Origin of the sequence: Aquimarina sp. MMG015, from assembly GCF_018100855.1 — a bacterium.
GTDB lineage: Bacteria > Bacteroidota > Bacteroidia > Flavobacteriales > Flavobacteriaceae > Aquimarina > Aquimarina latercula.
In genome coordinates, this window is record NZ_JAGJEB010000008.1 from 1 (window position 1) to 16,373 (window position 16,373).

Genomic DNA, 16,373 nt, shown 5'->3' on the forward strand with positions numbered 1-16,373 from the left:
TTCCTTTATAATACCATTCACTCTTTCTGCTATTGCATTTTCTAAGGGATCCCCGCTCCCGCTAGTTTGTAACTAGTGGCGGTAAAGATTGGAAGCGTATGAGTAAGCGATAACACAACAGCTATAAGCTTGATAATTTATAGCTGTTGTGTTCCATATCGTAAAGCAACTTTTTATTTCGAACTAATAATAAATAATTGACAGTAGAAAGAAAGAATAAATAAATCTAGCCACCTATAGTTGATCTACGATCGATCATACCATCTTCGATATTTTTTCTCCATTTGGCAAGATCATCAGTAGCAGTTCCTCCTTTTATTTTTCGTGTAGCACCAATTTCTATTTGGTATTTCTTATATGTCGTAATACTTTTTACTTTTTTCATCGTTCTTATGTATGTATTGAATCATTCTAAATGTACTAAAAATAATTAGCTCCGCCCCTTTTACGCATCATATAATCAACAAATTATTTAGAGTGATATGCTTTAGTTAACTTAAACAATACCGTGTATTGTTACTTTCACACATTAAGAACTGTAATTTTGTAAAAAAAACAGAAACCATACGGTAACATTCTACCACATTATGACACTTATGTATATAACAAAAACGAAAACATAAAAATGAAATATACGGCTCACATACTCTTCCTACTACTTGCTTTTTCTACGGTACAGTTGCAAGCACAAAAAACCAAAGCAATTCTCACTTTTAAGAACGGAACAGTTTTAGAAGGGTTAGGAAAATTAAAAAGTTTTGGCAAAGTAAAATTCAGAAAAGCTAGAAAAGAAAAGGCTATAAAATACAGTTTTGAAGAACTAGAAAAAGTAAAAATTTATGAAGGTGGTGAAATAAATACATATGTATATCGACCTGTAAAAGACAGCGAATTCCCAAAAGTTTTACAACTTATAGAAAAAGGCAAAGTTACGCTTTACCGAAAACATAGCGAAGGATACGTTGCAAATGCAAATATGGGTACAGGTGGTTTTGGGGGTGCCGGAGTAGGTTTTGGCGCTGGTAATTATTATTCGATTAATAACTATTATGTACAAAGAGGTAATGAAGAAGAAGTTACCCATTTAGGATCTAATCAACTATTCAGTAAGAACTTTAAAAAAGCAGCATCTTCTTATTTTGCAGATTGTGCTTCGTTAATAGAAAAAATACAAAATAAAGAGTTTAAAAAAAGACATATCAGAGAAGTGGTTGAGTATTATAATAATGATTGTAATTGAAACAAAGCTAAAGGTTAGAAAAAGGCATACCCCGGACTTAAAATACCTAACAATGAAAAACCCGACATCAAGCATCCGACATCAAGCATCCGACATCCGACATCCGACCTCAGACATCCGACATCAAACATCCGACATCCGACACCTGACATCAAACATCCGACATCCGACACCTGACTCTTGACACCCAACCAAAAAAATTACCAAAATCGTGGTAACAAATCTGTTCTAACCGACACTATACTATAAGAAACCATAAGTACGTGTGTAAGGCTCATAATAATCAGCAGCTCATTAGTATAATTTGCTGGCTTCTATTATCTTTGGCGGCTCATTTTGTGGTAGATACAAAACATAATTTATGCAGTTTAAAAAATATTTTTTTATAGTATGTAGCTTTGCTTGTTTCCTTGGCTGTCGCAGTATTTCGGTCAACAAATCTGCAATGCATACAGCAACTACGACACCAGTAGCTTTAGGGGTTATCGGTATACATGAAAATCATATACTCAATACAGATTTTCAGGTAACTACCATACCAACCTATAAAAAAGGAATTCGTGTGGGGGTTACTCCTACTACTTTTGATAAAACTACGTTTAAGTCATATATTAATTCGTCTCCTACTAATAAACAGCAAATTACTTATATAGACTCTGTAGATACCAAACCTCAATTTCTAAAAATAGAATTGATTGACTGGGTGTCTATTATTTCGGAACTAGAACAAGGATACAATCAACAAACCTTAGAATATCTAAAACGTCAACAAGATGCAGAAATAATATCATCTGTTTCTATGTCTGTATCTCCACAAATTATCAAAGAAATTCAAGCGGCTGAAGCTGTATTTTTAGTGAATAAAAATTACAAACAATATGAATTATCGCTGGTTAACGATGGAAGAAATTATAAAACCATAGATTTTTCGGATACTACGATATTCGGTTATCGATTATCTTATTTCTGTTGGGGGGAAAATAATAAAAGAAGAGTCGCACTTTTTGACATTGTCGATGAAAATGATAATTGCCCAAAAAACACATATAAAAATGCTGAAAAAGCAAAAGAAAAAATAAATTACTTGAAATTATAAAAGCATCTTCAAATGACTAGTACTTATTATAAAAAATAAGTATAGTTCTGAATTGTGTTTTCTTAATTAAAACTAAGGAAACAAGGAGATAATGAAAATGAATACTATGAAAAAACAATTCTTATATATAACTATCTTCCTACTTACTTTATTTAGCTGCGAAGAAATTTTGTTTGAAGAGGATATTACAGATGATCTTGTTACTATTATTGCACCTTCTAATGGGTCACAAGTAGAAAACACATCTGTTTCTTTTAGTTGGGATGCTGTCGATCAAGCTACATCATATAGACTTCAGATTGCGCGACCTACATTCGAAAATGCTACTCAAATTATAGAAGATACTACGGTTACACTTACTAATTTTAATACTACACTAGTAAAAAATGATTATCAGTGGAGAGTACGTGCTCAGAACTCTGGATCAGAAACTGCCTATACCACTGCTAGTTTTAGTATTATCGAAAGTGAAGATTTTTCTGCTAGAGAAGTGCTGTTATCATCCCCAGAAGACAATGCGATTGTTAATAATACAGCTGTTACATTACAATGGCAATCCGTTACTGACGCTACTGCTTATAGAATTCAATTATTAGACGAGAGTGATCAAGTTATTGATGAAAATACAAGTACTGCTAATTCTATTCAACTTACATTTCCCGAAGGTGTAACTACATGGCAAGTTCGTGCGGAGAATGATACGCAAAATACCTTGTATTTTAGTAGGACTCTTACTGTAGATAGTATGAATCCACTGAAACCAGTTGCCACTACACCTGCAAATCAAGCAATACTAACAGATGCCATGATTTCTTTTTCTTGGACTAGAGAAGCTGTAGAAGGAAGTACCGAATTTGACAGTATATATGTTTATCGTAATGATCAATTAACAGATCTAGTTACAAAAGACCGTGTAACTTCTCCTGCAGATATTACTTTAGATACTGGAGAAACTTATTATTGGTTTATAAAAGCTTTTGATGAAGCTGGTAATCAAAGTGAAGCTAGCGACACCTTTAGTTTTACCATAAATTAATACGATGTTAAAAGGAAAAAAAGGATTATATATATTATTACCATTAGTAGTCTTTATTTGGGGTGCTATTATTTTTCAGGTGGTAGATGCCTTTTCTGATGAAGATCCTGTGATGTCTACTATTACTAATGTTTCTTTTGCTACAATAAAAACTAAGGAACGAGAAAAATTCTCTATTAGTGATGTGGATAGAGATCCGTTTTTAGGAACTATATATCGTCCTAAAAAAACGACTCCTAAAAAAGGAAAAACAAAAAGTAAAAAACAAGAAACGATTTGGCCTTCGATTCGTTATAAAGGCTTGGTTTCTGCTCAAAATAATTCTTCAGCAATATTTTTAGTAGAAATTAACGGAACTGATCAATTAATGAAAATCAAAGATTCTTTTTCCGAGGTGCAACTTATAAAAGGTTCTTCTAGCGCAATAAAGCTAAAATATAAAGGCAGTACTAAGCAATTTCAGATTTTGAATTGAAGATAGTATATAAAATAAAAGCACAAGCCATGCAGTTTGCATTGCTAATCTCAGTTATTATTGCGATACTACTCAGCACTTTCTTATTACTTACTCATGTTCAGTCGTTTTTTAGAATTAAATCTAAAGAAATAATAGAGGCTTCTGATATAGCAAATAATCAAATATTCGGATCCTTACTAGCTACTACAGCATCAAAAGATACTACTAATAGTTCGATAGACACAAAAACCATAAAACTAGCTACCAATTATCATGGTGCCTGGACAAAAACATTTTCGGAAGTTGCTGTAAAGGAAAGTAAGATCCGTAAAATCGCTTTTACTGGAGCTGCTTTAGCTCTAAAAACACCAAATTTATATCTTGCTAATAAAAATGCTCCTTTGGTGGTTGTAGGTAATACAAGACTAGAAGGCAACAGCTATCTTCCGGAACAAGGCATTAAAGCTGGTAATATATCAGGTAATTATTATCAAGGTAGCAGTCTATACTATGGTAGTGTTATAGAAAGTAAGGCAACAATTCCTGAATTAGATAATCAATGGATTTCCTATATAGAATCTATTATTAAAGGAGGTTATATTGATGAAGCACGCACAATTCCTATTGCTAAAGAGGTAAAAAACTCATTTTATGATACCGCAAAAATTATCTATACAAATGAATCAATAGTTCTTGGGAACGAAAAAATATCTGGGAACGTTGTTATACAATCATCATCAAAAATTACAATTACTTCTGCTTCTCAATTAACCGATGTGGTGGTTATTGCACCAATAATAATTGTTGAAGATTATGTAAAGGGTAGATTTCAGCTTATTGCTAGCAAAAAAATTGAAATTGGAAAAAACTGTTACCTCTCCTACCCTTCGTCTGCGACACTTTTAGATAAAAAAAATATCTCTAGATCAAATACAGGAAATACATCACAAAACAGAAATCCAGATTTTAGCATAGATAAAAATACTGTTATCCAAGGTTCTATAGTGTATTTAAAAAACGAGTCAGCTACTAAAAACCGTATAAAAACGAACTTAAACATAGCAATTGGAACAGAGGTCATTGGAGAAATATATTGCCAAGGGAATATTGAATTTATGGGAACTATAAAAGGTTCATTATATACACAACAATTCATTGCTAATCAATCAGGGTCCGTATATATGAATCATTTGTATAATGGTAAAATCCTTGTGAACCCTATTCCTAAATATGCAGGATTACCTTTTAAGAATGTAAAAAAAAATATAGCGACATGGTTATATTAAAAAAAATACGTGCTGCTACATTAATCGAAACGCTAACAGCTTCGGTACTGCTCATAATCGTATTTATGATCGCCAGCTTAAGTTTTAATAACATTTTTACAAATCATATCAAAAGAGATCAAGGTGCAATAGAAAACAGAGTAAAAGAACTAGAATATCTTGTAATTCATGCTAAGCTAAAGATACCATATGCTGAAGATTTTGATTCTTGGGAAATTGAAATCATTACTAAGAACAACCGCAATATCATTATGTATAACAATGGTAATATCAGTCATGAAAAACAACTAAGTATACATGAATAATGTTTCTCATAAAATAAAAGCGTTTACGCTGACCGAGATGATGGTGGTAATAGTAATTTCTGCTATAGTTGTTGGTTTAGCATTTACAATTCTTGGTATTGTCCAAAAAAACATGAGAGGTATCGAGGCTAATTATAATCACCAATCTCAAATACAATCTTTAGAGGTTGCTTTGACGATAGATTTTAATAGATATCCAAAACTACAGTGGAACCCAAAAGATAATACTTTACTGTGCTCTTCTCCGAATGAAGAAAAAATCTATAATTTCAATTCTGATAGTATCTATACTAGTATTAATTCATTTATATTAAAAACCAAAGCTATAAAATATTATTTCGAAGGTAAAGAAGTAACCTCTGGAACTATTGATGCTATCAAACTCACATTTGATAACACTACCGATTTACATCGTATTTTTGTTTATAAACATAATGATCCGACAATCTATTTCTGAATATGGGAATCAAAATTGAAAATACTAAAAAGGCAAAGCAGGAGAATACTTCTTTTGATATTTCAGAAATATTAACAAAAGAAATCACCTTGTTCGGAAATGCTTTTAATAGCAAAAAAAAGGAACAGTGGTATGCGGAACTTAGTGTTTTATTAAAATCTGGAATTGATTTAAAAAGCGGTTTAGAACTGTTATCAGAAACACAGAAAAAAGAAAAAGATCAAAAGTTAATGAGCAGCATGTTATTAAAATTAATCGATGGTAATGCTTTTTCTGAAATTCTAAAAGCAGATAAAAATTTTACTGATTACGAGTATTATGCAGTCAAAATTGGTGAACAAACGGGTCAATTAGCCCAGATCACACTAGAACTCAGTGAATTTTATAAAAGAAAAAATGATCTAAAACGAGAAATTATTTCTGCACTTACATACCCTATTATAGTATTACTCACTGCTCTAATTGTTATCTTTTTTATGCTACGGTACGTAGTGCCCATGTTTGTGGATATATTTAAGCAAAATAAAGTAGATCTTCCAGGTATTACGGAAGCTATTATTAGCTTTTCTAATTTCACAGGAGAACATGGCTTTCTTATTTTAGGATGCATCATTTTAACACTAATCGGTGTTTCTTTAGTGTCCAAAAAGAAATGGTACCGAAAATTTTTAGGGAAGCTACAACTTAAGATTCCTATACTTGGTAATTACTTTAGAAGAATTTACATGGCGCAGTTTACGCAGGCACTTTCTTTATTAACGTATGCTAAAGTTCCTATGGTAGATAGTATCGACTTGGTAAAAAATATGATTAATTTTTATCCACTTCAACAAGGTCTACAAAAAACTAACGAAGCCGTTATTGCTGGAGATAAATTAAGTACTTCATTTGCAAAAAGCTCTATTTTTGATAAAAAATTAATAGCAATGATTCGAGTAGCAGAAGAGACCAATCAAACAGAATTTATATTCCAAAAGCTTAATGAGCAATACAATCAACAGGTAAAACATCAATCACAAGTTATATCCAATGTGCTTAACCCTTTACTTACAATTCTTGTTGGTATTATTGTTGGAGTTATACTTATAGCAATGTATTTACCAATGTTTAGATTAAGTAGTGTTATTGGGTAAATAACATATCATAAATTATCCAGTCATTACCGAAGTTCTGATAGAATACTCATCAATACTAGAGAGGTTACTAAGTGAATGAATCTGACTAGAGGTATTACTTATAATATCTTCATAATAAGCCAATGTTCTTGCATCAAAACCGGGTGTATCCTCTGCCGTAATTTTAAAGATATCCATCTGATAAATAAAATTATTTAGGATATGATGACTAGAAGACAACATAGCTTTGTAAATCTTTAATTTTGCATTTTCTAATTTAATTTTCTTAACACGCCTACGCATATCAAAAATTAAAAAGATTGAAAATATGATAAGTGGTAGAATAAATTCGCCAAAATTAAATTTCTCAATACTCGCTAAAAAAGCTAATACCAGTTCGAAAAGATCAAGTTCTAAAAAAATCGATGAAAAATACAGGAATGCGGATATTGCAAATCCGATAATAGTGAGTTTGTAGTTGTTCATTATAGGGGGTAATGAGTTTTAATATTCGCGTGATTTGATATGTTTTCTTTATACATTATGACCAATTTCTAATTATTATGTGAAATAAATCATATTAGGGTCCAATCGTTAAGCCTGCTAAATGTACATAAAAATTTAATACAAAAACAGTTTAGCAATAATTTATTAACAATGCACGCATAGTTATTCACAATTTATAAAGAACCAAAGAATATAAAAAGATTAGAAAACAATAACTTTACTAACATTATTAAACTTTAGCTATGCACTAAAATCTAATTGCGAAGTTTTTAAATACAATAAAGCATTTGGAGCATAGTTGGAAGATAGAATAGATTCTAATATATATATAAAAAGCCACCTCTTATGAAGTAGCTTTTATGTTTTTAAATTTACAAAATCTGACTACGGTACACATACCCCTATGAAACCGTAGCCATTGATTTCTCAGTAATTGTTTGTTTAATTAAGTGCCTACCTTATTTAATAAACCAAACTTTCACTATACATAAGTGTCATTAGAAGGAAATATGTTACCCCACTTTCTTGTATTTTTTTATTTTTTTTGAAAGAAAACTTAACTAGAATCGAAAAACAAATACTATAACTAAGACTAATCTTTTGTTTATTTGACACTTAGAAATATATACTATTAGAATATTTAAATAAAAAATTATGCAACTTCTGTTCCCGTAGAAGCCTCCCATACTCTAAACCACTCTTCATCTGTAATTTCGATGGATAAAGAATTTACTGCAGATTGAATACGAGTAATTTTTGTAGAACCCATTATCGGTAATATTCCAGAAGGATGTTTTAGTAACCAAGCGGTTAATATTTGATCAGCAGGAACTTCATATTTTTGGATTAAAGGATTTATTACTTCGTTAATTCTAACAACTTTTTCATTTGGTTGCTTTGAAAAAAACTTTCCTCCAGCAAGAGTAGAATAAGCCATAGGTTTGATAGCATGTTTTATGCACTGATCTAAAGAACCATCAATAAATGGTGTTAATCGTAATGGTGAAATTTCTATTTGATTGGTTTGTAGAGGAAAAACATCATTCAACATATCAAATTGAGAAGGAGTAAAATTAGAAACTCCGAAATGCAACACTTTACCACTAGATTTTAAGGTTTCAAAAGCTTCTGCAATCTCCAAAGGATTCATTAACGGACTAGGTCTATGAATTAATAGCATATCGATAAAATCTGTTTGTAAATTCACTAGTGATTGCTCTACAGATTCTATAATATACTTTTTGGTAGTTTTATAAGATTTAATTTGATTATCCGGTCGATTAGGAGTTATTAATCGAATGCCACACTTGGTAACCAATTGCATTTGTTCTCTTAATGAACTCTTACCTTTTATAGCATTACCAAACAATGATTCTGTTGTATAATGTCCATAAATATCAGCATGATCAAACGTCGTTACTCCAATCTCTAAACAGTCTTCAATTAATTTCTGTGACTCATCAGTTGTTAGATTTGCACCCCATTCGCCCCAATTCATACATCCAGCAACTATTCTAGAAAACAAAGGTCCCTTTTCTGATATTTTGATATTCATTTAATTTAAATTTTTAAACCAATATTAGTAATTTATTGCTTCATATATTAATCTCTGAATCTCTGATCGAATATCATTAGAAATCAATTTTCGATTCGCAGAATCGGGAAACGTCCGATTACTTAAGAAAACATAAATAATCTCTTCATCAGGATCTGCCCAAGTAAATGTTCCCGTAAAACCACTATGCCCATAGCTGTTCATAGATATACAACCACAGGTAGGTCCAACATCTCCAAGTTGAGGTTTATCAAAACCTACTCCTCTTCTAACCCTCTTATTGCAATATGTACACGTATTAAATTCATCAATTGTTTGACTACTTATAAATTGTTTACCTCCATAATATCCTCCATTAAGATACATCTGCATCATCTTAGCAACATCATTTGCATTAGCAAATAAACCTGCATGCCCGCCAATACCTCCAAACATAGCTGCACCTTGATCATGAACATATCCATGAATGATCTCCTTCCTATAGGCCTGATCATTTTCTGTAGGCACAATACGTTTCTTATCAAATTTATTTAAAGGCAAATACCCCATATTGCTCGCTCCCATGGCTTTGTAAATATGCTGCTGGGTCAATGCATCTAAATCATTCCCATAATGCCCTTCGATAAAAGATTTCATCAAATAATAAGGTAAATCACTGTATTTATAACTAAGTCTACTTCTTAATTCACTATCCTTAATTCGTAACATCAACGAATCTTTCATATCACTTCGCAGATATAAATTGCCCGTTACCCTAATATTGAAATCATCAGTACGTTTAGTTCTATAATATTTTTTATCTGGCCTAGATGTTACAGTATCTAAAGTCTTTAAATAAAATGGAATCCAAGCTCTTAATCGAGCATAATGAGAGAGCATAGATCTAATTGTAATATCTTTCTTGTTAGATTCCTTAAATGATGGTAACATCTCTCCTACTCGAGTATCTAATGATAAAATCCCTTTATCTTTTAGCTCCATAGTTAAAGGCAAAGTTGAAAGAATTTTTGTCAACGATGCTAGATCATAAATATCAGAACCTTTTACTTTCCTTGATTTAGCATAGGTGTGATATCCATAATTCTTATTGTAGACTACTTTCCCTTTTCTTGCTACAATTAATTGTAGGCCAGGAGTCATATTTTCTCTTATTGCTATATTAACAATAGAATCAATCCTTTCTAGTTTATGAGAATTCATACCAACTGTTTCTGGTATTCCATAAGCTAATCGTTTTAAAGATCTTGTTTCTTGACCTGTTCCTAAAGGAAAATCAACTCCTAGGCTTACCGGAAGTTTTCCTTTTGCCTCAATAGCACCAAATAATAATTGAGCAGCTTTTTGCTGCGCAACAGGACTGTTTTGATAAGCCATTAAGATTCCCTCGAAATTGGTAGTCGTTTGAAGATCCAGCATAGCATAAGGTCTAGAAAAAACACTTAAAACTGTATTATTAAGTCTAGCTATCTCATATAACCAAACTAATTCTTTATCCTTAAACTTATAATCTTTCCAAGGATTGTTATTTGATTTATGCAATCCTACGATTACATAATTATAGTTCCTTAATTGATCTAATATTTCAGGAAGTTGGTTTCCTTTTACCCAATCCACCTTCGTATATTTATTTAGTTCTTCTAAAAACACTTCTCCAGAATCATCTCCCAATGACACATAAGCTACTTTTTTAAGATCTAAGTTTTTAACAGGTAGAATTGCTCTATCATTTTTAACTAACGTAAGTGAATTTTCTACTAGTTTATGATGTAACACTTCATTAGCAGTACTATTAAGCTCTTCAAAAAGATATTCTGTCTTTACAGGTTCATATTTATGAAGACCTGCTTTATATTTAGCGAATAATATTTTTTTAACCGAATGTGCTAAACGTTGTTCTGTGATCTCACCGGAGTAATAAGCAGAAACAATTTTCTGGGATGCTAAGGGAACATCTTCTGAAATTAAAAGAATATCATTACCCGCTTTTAATGCTGCAAGATCAATGTCTCCAGGAGCTTTAAAATCTGATGCACCTTTCATGTTTAAAGCATCAGTAATAACCAACCCTTCAAAACCTAAACTATCTTGTAATATATTCGTGACAACATTTTTTGATATTGAAGAAGGGTATCCAGATCTCGGTTCTAAACTAGGGATATTAAGATGAGCCACCATAACACTAGATAATCCATCAGCTATTAACCTACGGTAGGGATATAACTCAATACTATCAATTCTTTTTTCATCAAAATTAATGGTAGGCAAGGTTTTATGAGAATCACTATCTGTATCACCATGTCCGGGAAAATGTTTTGCACTTGCTAAAACACCTTCTTTTTGCATTCCTTTCATAAAAGCTAATGCCTTTTCCGTAACATTATCTTTATCTTCTCCAAAAGAACGATTTCCTATAATTGGATTTTTGGGATTGGTATTCATATCCACAACTGGAGCAAAATTAATATGAACCCCAAGTCGTTTACAGTGTTTCGCTATTTGCCGCCCTGTCTCTTCTATAAGATCATTATTCTGAATAGCTCCTAACGTCATATTCCAAGGAAATGCTTTGGTAGAATCTAATCGCATAGCTAATCCCCACTCTGCATCCATACCAATTAATAATGGTATTTTAGAAATTTCTTGATATTCATTATTAAGTTTTGCTTGGCGTTGCGGTCCACCCTTAGAAAAAATAATTCCTCCAATATGATATTCTTCTATAAGCCTTTTTATTTTATCTGTTTCTTTCTTTGGTTTAGAAGAGAAAACATCTACCATAAATAACTGTCCGACTTTTTCTTTTAAAGTCATTTTGTTATAAATACTATCTACCCATAATCTTTGAATATCATACTCATCTTTAACAATCAGTGGACTTAATGGTGCTTTATTTTCGGCTAACTGCTCTACAAGAGAATCAACCTGAATTCCAACAATAGAATCTTTAATATTTAAAGTATCAGACTCTTGAGAAAGACCTGATAGCGTAAAAACAAAAATTATATAAGAAAAGTATTTAGAAAAAATATATCGCACAAAAACTAATTTAAAAAACGGTTATGCCAACTATCCTTAGCAGGAACTTCCCAATCAGTTTTATACTCAGCAATATTAGTAACCAAATTATTAAACACTATCGTGTTTGGAGAAACAGATCTATTCTTGGCCATTTTTCTAAAATCTGTAAGTGTTTTATACGCAACAAATTCCCCTTGTTTATAGGAAACATTCATTTTATCCATTAAATCAACCTTATAATCCGTTTCTAACTGTTGTATGAAACGAACAGAAGCGTCTATTGAACAACCTGTTGCTTGATTCATATCTTGATCTAACGCAATTGTTATAAATCTTTTATACTTTATATCATATCCTGCCTTTAGATCCGATCCATGTGCAGTCCATTGTGTTATAAAAGTTTCTAATTTATTCTTTATCTCATCCAACTCCTCTAAAGTAAATGATCTATTGGCTTGATAGATCCAAATTCTTGACGTATCCGGGAGTTCTTTAAAATCTACTAACATCCTCTTTCTTTTTATTTTCTAAAATAACAAAAAGTATTCCTAATTGTTGCAACAAAAAAGAGTTAATATGAACAAACATATCAACTCTTTTATTAGTCTGCTTAATCTTTAAAATCTTTTTTTACAAATCTTGAGCATTTGCAATCAGTTCTGCTACATCCATCACATCAATACTATCTTCTTTTTCCTTATTTTTCACACCATCAGTCATCATTGTATTACAAAATGGACAACCCGCAGCAATAATATCTGGTTTTGTTTCTAAAGCATCTTCCGTTCGCTCAATATTTACATCTTTATTACCTGGTTCTGGTTCCTTAAACATCTGTGCTCCACCAGCTCCACAACATAATCCATTACGTTTGCTACGTTTCATTTCTGTAAGTTCTACTTCTAATTTTCTTAGAAGATCTCTTGGCGCTTCATATACATTATTAGCTCTACCTAGATAACAAGGATCGTGAAAAGTAATTCTCTTACCTTTAAACTTACCACCTTCTACTGTTAATCTTCCTTCATCTAAAAGTGATTTAAGGAATTGTGTATGATGCATTACTTCATAATTCCCTCCCAAAGCAGGATATTCATTTTTTAATGTATTAAAACAATGAGGACAGGCGGTAACAACTTTTTTAATCTCGTATGCATTCATTACCTCAATATTGGTAACTGCTTGCATCTGAAACAAAAATTCATTCCCAGATCTTTTAGCTGGATCTCCTGTACAACTTTCTTCGGTTCCTAATACAGCAAAGTCTACTTTAGAACTATGAAGAAGCTTCACAAAGGCTTTTGTGATTTTCTTAGCTCTATCATCAAAACTTCCAGCACATCCTACCCAAAATAATATTTCTGGCATTTTACCTTCAGCCATATACTCTGCCATTGTAGGCACCTTTATTGCTTCATTCATATGTTTATACTATTTATATCCTTGGTTTTTGTTAGAAAAAATCTCGAACAAAAACTTATTTAATCGTGTTTACCGTCATCAAAAACTTCGATAGTTACAACTCTCTCTACTAATTCTGTAAATTTACCAGTATAACGAGTTGCTTTTACCAAGTGATTATCTATCCAATGATAATTCCCTCCTCTTGGTTTTCCCATTAAAAGACTATGATAATTGAATCCGTGGGTTTTTAACCAAGTTTCAGTAACTTCTCTATGTTCCTCTGTTCTTGATGTAAAGAAGCAAATAATATGTCCTTCATCGTACCATTTATTTAATGTAACTAAAGCATCTGGAAATGGTTCACATGTAACCATTCTTTCTGGCTCTTCATTAGGAACATCTTCTGTAATCGTACCATCAATATCAATAAGGTAATTCTTAATACCTTCTGGTAATACTGGACTAATGTGTTCCCCTTCTTCTACCTTATCATGCAATAATTTCTCTACTTCTTCCTTCTTCATAATTTCTAAATTCTCTTAATTTTTAAAAGTTTATGGTTAATAGTTATGGTTAATATTATCAAATTTTATTCTTTATTCCAGTTTAGTCTGTCCATCTGGTTAAATGGCCAAGGAGCTCCGTTATTCTCTATGTTAGACATCATATTATTTAGATCTGTTGGTGCAGCACTTTGCTCCATTACTAAATATCTTCTCATATCTAAAATAATAGACAACGGACTTATACTAACTGGACAAGCTTCTACACAGGCATTACAACTTGTACAAGCCCATAATTCTTCTTGTGTTATATAATCATTTAACAATTGCTTTCCATCATCTACGAAACTACCATTCTTATCTATATTATCTCCCACTTCCTGAAGACGATCTCTGGTATCCATCATTATCTTTCGAGGTGATAACTTCTTGCCTGTCTGGTTTGCAGGACATTCACTGGTACAACGCCCACACTCTGTACAAGTATAAGAATTAAGCAATTGCACCCAATTTAAATCAGTAACGTCAGAAGCCCCAAACTTTTCTGGTTCTCCTTCGGTTTCGTCTTCTGCTGGTGCAGCAAATGGATCAGCATTAGGGTCCATCATCAACATTACTTCCTTAGTAACAGATTCTAGGTTGTCCATCTGTCCTTTAGGCCTTAAATCTCCGTAATAAGTGTTTGGAAAAGCTAATAGGATATGTAAATGTTTTGAAAAATATAAGTAATTCAAGAATATTAAAATCCCAATAATGTGCATCCACCAAGCGCTACGCTCAAGAATAATTAGTGCTCCTTCCGACATCCCATTAAACAAAGGAGTTATAAACTGACTAACAGGGTAAGATCCCGCTTTTATATAGTGTTCAGCTCCTAAATTTTGTAATTGTAAATCGGCAGCATTCATAGTAAGGAATAGTGTCATCAACACAACCTCAAAATAAAGAATAATATTACCATCATTTTTAGGCCAACCTTTTAAGGTTTTAAAACGCCTAATGTTAACAATATTTCTTCTGATCCAGAAGATAAACACACTTACCAAAACTAAAAGCGCAAGAATTTCAAAAGAACCGATTAAGAAATCATATAACCCTCCTAAGAATGCAAAAATTCTATGCGTTCCGAAAATACCATCAATAATAATCTCTAGCACTTCGATATTAATAATAACAAAACCTATATATACGACCACGTGTAATATCCCTGCAATAGGTCTTCTTACCATTTTTGATTGCCCAAAAGCAATCATCATCATATTATTAAAACGTTCTTTTTTGTTATCCGTTCGATCTACATCTTTACCCAATCGAATATTTCGAATGACTTTACGAATGTTTTTTGTGAAATATCCAATTCCTGCTATTAAAGCAATTATAAATATGATATTAGGAATATATTGCATCATTTGAAGTAGTTAGTTTATTGAATCTGTAGGCTTTACGTATGGCTTGTTCTTTTTTCCAAAAACCGAAATATTTACATATCTCGTAGGATTTAATCTAAGATCCTGAAGTAGTAATTCTAATTCTTTACTAGCATCCTCTAGATTATTATAAAGCTTATCATCTTTTAATAATTTACCTGCCGTTCCTTTTCCTACTTCTAAATCTTTAGAGATTTTCTCAAAATTAGCCAAAACCCCATCTAGGTCTTTTACTAGTTTACCTATATTAACCTTTGATAATGAATCCGAAAACTGATTAAGATTCGTAGACATTTCATCAAGGTTAGAAAGCGTAGTATTTAATTTTTTTTCATTACCCGATAAAATATTATTTAAAGACCCTGATGCACCTTTAAAGTTTCGAACAGTAACACTAAGATCTGCAAAAATGGAATTTAAATTATTTTTGTTATCAACGGACAAAATTCCGTTTACAGAAGTCAATAAAGTATCAGCATCTTTAATAGCAGATTCTAATTTTAACTGCAGCGGAGTTAATTGTTCATTTACTAATTCTAATAAACCAGCTTTAACTCTCCCCGGCAATGTATCTTTGTCCTTTGCTTCTAAACCAGCTTCATATATTGGATTAATTGCCAATGACTTTCCTCCAATTAAATCTCCACCATATACCATGGCTTCGCTGTTTTTAGAAAAAGTAAAATCACTACTAACATTAAATTCCACTACAAGATTTCCTTTAGAGTCAGCAAACTTGATCGAAACTACCTTTCCTACTACCAAACCATTTATAGTAACTGGTGATGAAGGTATCAAACCTTCTACGTTATCATACACAGCATAAAAAGTTCGGTCACTTTCTAAAAGATTTTTACCTTTTAGAAAACTATATCCAAAAATTAAAAGTGCTATAGCAGACAGTGCTAAAATTCCTGTTTTAACTTCGCGAGTAAATTTCAAAATAGCATATGTTTAGGACACAAAT

The 16,373-nt window shown here is 31.9% G+C and carries 17 protein-coding genes; 8 read left to right on the forward strand and 9 right to left on the reverse strand.

What is annotated here, in order from left to right; translation table 11 throughout:
- Positions 1-226: 226 nt before the first annotated feature.
- Complete coding sequence (locus tag J8L88_RS15740) at positions 227-385, reverse strand: hypothetical protein (protein WP_211061224.1); 159 nt, start codon at positions 383-385, stop codon at positions 227-229.
- A 240-nt stretch (positions 386-625) separates the two neighbouring features.
- On the opposite strand from J8L88_RS15740, the gene J8L88_RS15745 reads away from it, so the two are divergent.
- The 8 genes from J8L88_RS15745 to J8L88_RS15780 all read left to right on the forward strand — a co-directional run bounded on the left by J8L88_RS15745 (position 626) and on the right by J8L88_RS15780 (position 7,010).
- Entirely contained in the window at positions 626-1,240 is a 615-nt protein-coding gene (locus tag J8L88_RS15745; protein ID WP_211061225.1) for a hypothetical protein, read from the forward strand.
- A gap of 445 nt (positions 1,241-1,685) precedes the next feature.
- Positions 1,686-2,336: a hypothetical protein gene (locus tag J8L88_RS15750; RefSeq protein ID WP_211061226.1), complete on the forward strand. Its 651-nt coding sequence runs from the start codon at positions 1,686-1,688 to the stop codon at positions 2,334-2,336.
- 106 nt (positions 2,337-2,442) lie between these two features.
- On the forward strand, positions 2,443-3,372 hold the full coding sequence (locus tag J8L88_RS15755; RefSeq protein WP_211061227.1) for a hypothetical protein: 930 nt from the start codon (positions 2,443-2,445) through the stop codon (positions 3,370-3,372).
- A 4-nt stretch (positions 3,373-3,376) separates the two neighbouring features.
- Positions 3,377-3,847, forward strand: a complete 471-nt coding sequence (locus tag J8L88_RS15760; protein ID WP_211061228.1) for a hypothetical protein — start codon at positions 3,377-3,379, stop codon at positions 3,845-3,847.
- On the forward strand, positions 3,844-5,115 hold the full coding sequence (locus J8L88_RS15765) for a hypothetical protein (protein ID WP_211061229.1): 1,272 nt from the start codon (positions 3,844-3,846) through the stop codon (positions 5,113-5,115). Before J8L88_RS15760 ends, J8L88_RS15765 begins: the two co-directional genes overlap by 4 nt.
- Positions 5,103-5,420 carry a hypothetical protein gene (locus tag J8L88_RS15770; RefSeq protein WP_211061230.1) on the forward strand — a complete coding sequence of 106 codons (318 nt, stop codon included), beginning with the start codon at positions 5,103-5,105 and terminating at the stop codon, positions 5,418-5,420. Before J8L88_RS15765 ends, J8L88_RS15770 begins: the two co-directional genes overlap by 13 nt.
- Positions 5,413-5,877 (forward strand): prepilin-type N-terminal cleavage/methylation domain-containing protein, encoded by a 465-nt coding sequence (locus J8L88_RS15775; RefSeq protein ID WP_211061231.1) that lies wholly within the window; start codon positions 5,413-5,415, stop codon positions 5,875-5,877. The genes J8L88_RS15770 and J8L88_RS15775 overlap by 8 nt, the downstream gene beginning before the upstream one ends.
- A gap of 2 nt (positions 5,878-5,879) precedes the next feature.
- On the forward strand, positions 5,880-7,010 hold the full coding sequence (locus J8L88_RS15780; RefSeq protein WP_211061232.1) for a type II secretion system F family protein: 1,131 nt from the start codon (positions 5,880-5,882) through the stop codon (positions 7,008-7,010).
- A 15-nt stretch (positions 7,011-7,025) separates the two neighbouring features.
- Here J8L88_RS15780 and J8L88_RS15785 read toward each other — a convergent pair whose 3' ends face one another.
- From J8L88_RS15785 to J8L88_RS15820, 8 genes are all read right to left on the reverse strand, one after another.
- The gene (locus J8L88_RS15785) at positions 7,026-7,478 is read right to left on the reverse strand and encodes a hypothetical protein (protein WP_027392705.1); all 453 of its coding nucleotides are present in this window, start codon (positions 7,476-7,478) and stop codon (positions 7,026-7,028) included.
- Positions 7,479-8,151: 673 nt separating this feature from the next.
- Entirely contained in the window at positions 8,152-9,054 is a 903-nt protein-coding gene (locus J8L88_RS15790) for an aldo/keto reductase family oxidoreductase (RefSeq protein WP_108803161.1), read from the reverse strand.
- A 24-nt stretch (positions 9,055-9,078) separates the two neighbouring features.
- Positions 9,079-11,982, reverse strand: coding sequence for a glycoside hydrolase family 3 N-terminal domain-containing protein (locus J8L88_RS15795; protein WP_371813679.1), 2,904 nt, complete (start codon positions 11,980-11,982; stop codon positions 9,079-9,081).
- A 113-nt stretch (positions 11,983-12,095) separates the two neighbouring features.
- Positions 12,096-12,581 carry an ABC transporter ATPase gene (locus J8L88_RS15800; RefSeq protein ID WP_211061233.1) on the reverse strand — a complete coding sequence of 162 codons (486 nt, stop codon included), beginning with the start codon at positions 12,579-12,581 and terminating at the stop codon, positions 12,096-12,098.
- Positions 12,582-12,702: 121 nt separating this feature from the next.
- Positions 12,703-13,494, reverse strand: a complete 792-nt coding sequence (locus J8L88_RS15805) for a (Fe-S)-binding protein (protein WP_211061234.1) — start codon at positions 13,492-13,494, stop codon at positions 12,703-12,705.
- 59 nt (positions 13,495-13,553) lie between these two features.
- A complete protein-coding gene (locus J8L88_RS15810) occupies positions 13,554-14,000 on the reverse strand; it encodes a phosphoheptose isomerase (protein ID WP_027392709.1) in 447 nt (148 codons plus the stop codon).
- A 65-nt stretch (positions 14,001-14,065) separates the two neighbouring features.
- Positions 14,066-15,385, reverse strand: coding sequence for a (Fe-S)-binding protein (locus J8L88_RS15815; protein WP_118386478.1), 1,320 nt, complete (start codon positions 15,383-15,385; stop codon positions 14,066-14,068).
- A gap of 12 nt (positions 15,386-15,397) precedes the next feature.
- Positions 15,398-16,348: an MlaD family protein gene (locus J8L88_RS15820; RefSeq protein ID WP_118386479.1), complete on the reverse strand. Its 951-nt coding sequence runs from the start codon at positions 16,346-16,348 to the stop codon at positions 15,398-15,400.
- Positions 16,349-16,373: the final 25 nt, after the last annotated feature.

What these genes read in the sequence shown, in the direction of transcription:
- J8L88_RS15740 (WP_211061224.1), bottom strand. Translation starts at nt 385, where the DNA reads ATGAAAAAAGTAAAAAGTATTACGACATATAAGAAATACCAAATAGAA.
- J8L88_RS15745 (WP_211061225.1), top strand. Translation starts at nt 626, where the DNA reads ATGAAATATACGGCTCACATACTCTTCCTACTACTTGCTTTTTCTACG.
- J8L88_RS15750 (WP_211061226.1), top strand. Translation starts at nt 1,686, where the DNA reads ATGCATACAGCAACTACGACACCAGTAGCTTTAGGGGTTATCGGTATA.
- J8L88_RS15755 (WP_211061227.1), top strand. Translation starts at nt 2,443, where the DNA reads ATGAAAAAACAATTCTTATATATAACTATCTTCCTACTTACTTTATTT.
- J8L88_RS15760 (WP_211061228.1), top strand. Translation starts at nt 3,377, where the DNA reads ATGTTAAAAGGAAAAAAAGGATTATATATATTATTACCATTAGTAGTC.
- J8L88_RS15770 (WP_211061230.1), top strand. Translation starts at nt 5,103, where the DNA reads ATGGTTATATTAAAAAAAATACGTGCTGCTACATTAATCGAAACGCTA.
- J8L88_RS15775 (WP_211061231.1), top strand. Translation starts at nt 5,413, where the DNA reads ATGAATAATGTTTCTCATAAAATAAAAGCGTTTACGCTGACCGAGATG.
- J8L88_RS15780 (WP_211061232.1), top strand. Translation starts at nt 5,880, where the DNA reads ATGGGAATCAAAATTGAAAATACTAAAAAGGCAAAGCAGGAGAATACT.
- J8L88_RS15785 (WP_027392705.1), bottom strand. Translation starts at nt 7,478, where the DNA reads ATGAACAACTACAAACTCACTATTATCGGATTTGCAATATCCGCATTC.
- J8L88_RS15790 (WP_108803161.1), bottom strand. Translation starts at nt 9,054, where the DNA reads ATGAATATCAAAATATCAGAAAAGGGACCTTTGTTTTCTAGAATAGTT.
- J8L88_RS15800 (WP_211061233.1), bottom strand. Translation starts at nt 12,581, where the DNA reads ATGTTAGTAGATTTTAAAGAACTCCCGGATACGTCAAGAATTTGGATC.
- J8L88_RS15805 (WP_211061234.1), bottom strand. Translation starts at nt 13,494, where the DNA reads ATGAATGAAGCAATAAAGGTGCCTACAATGGCAGAGTATATGGCTGAA.
- J8L88_RS15810 (WP_027392709.1), bottom strand. Translation starts at nt 14,000, where the DNA reads ATGAAGAAGGAAGAAGTAGAGAAATTATTGCATGATAAGGTAGAAGAA.
- J8L88_RS15815 (WP_118386478.1), bottom strand. Translation starts at nt 15,385, where the DNA reads ATGCAATATATTCCTAATATCATATTTATAATTGCTTTAATAGCAGGA.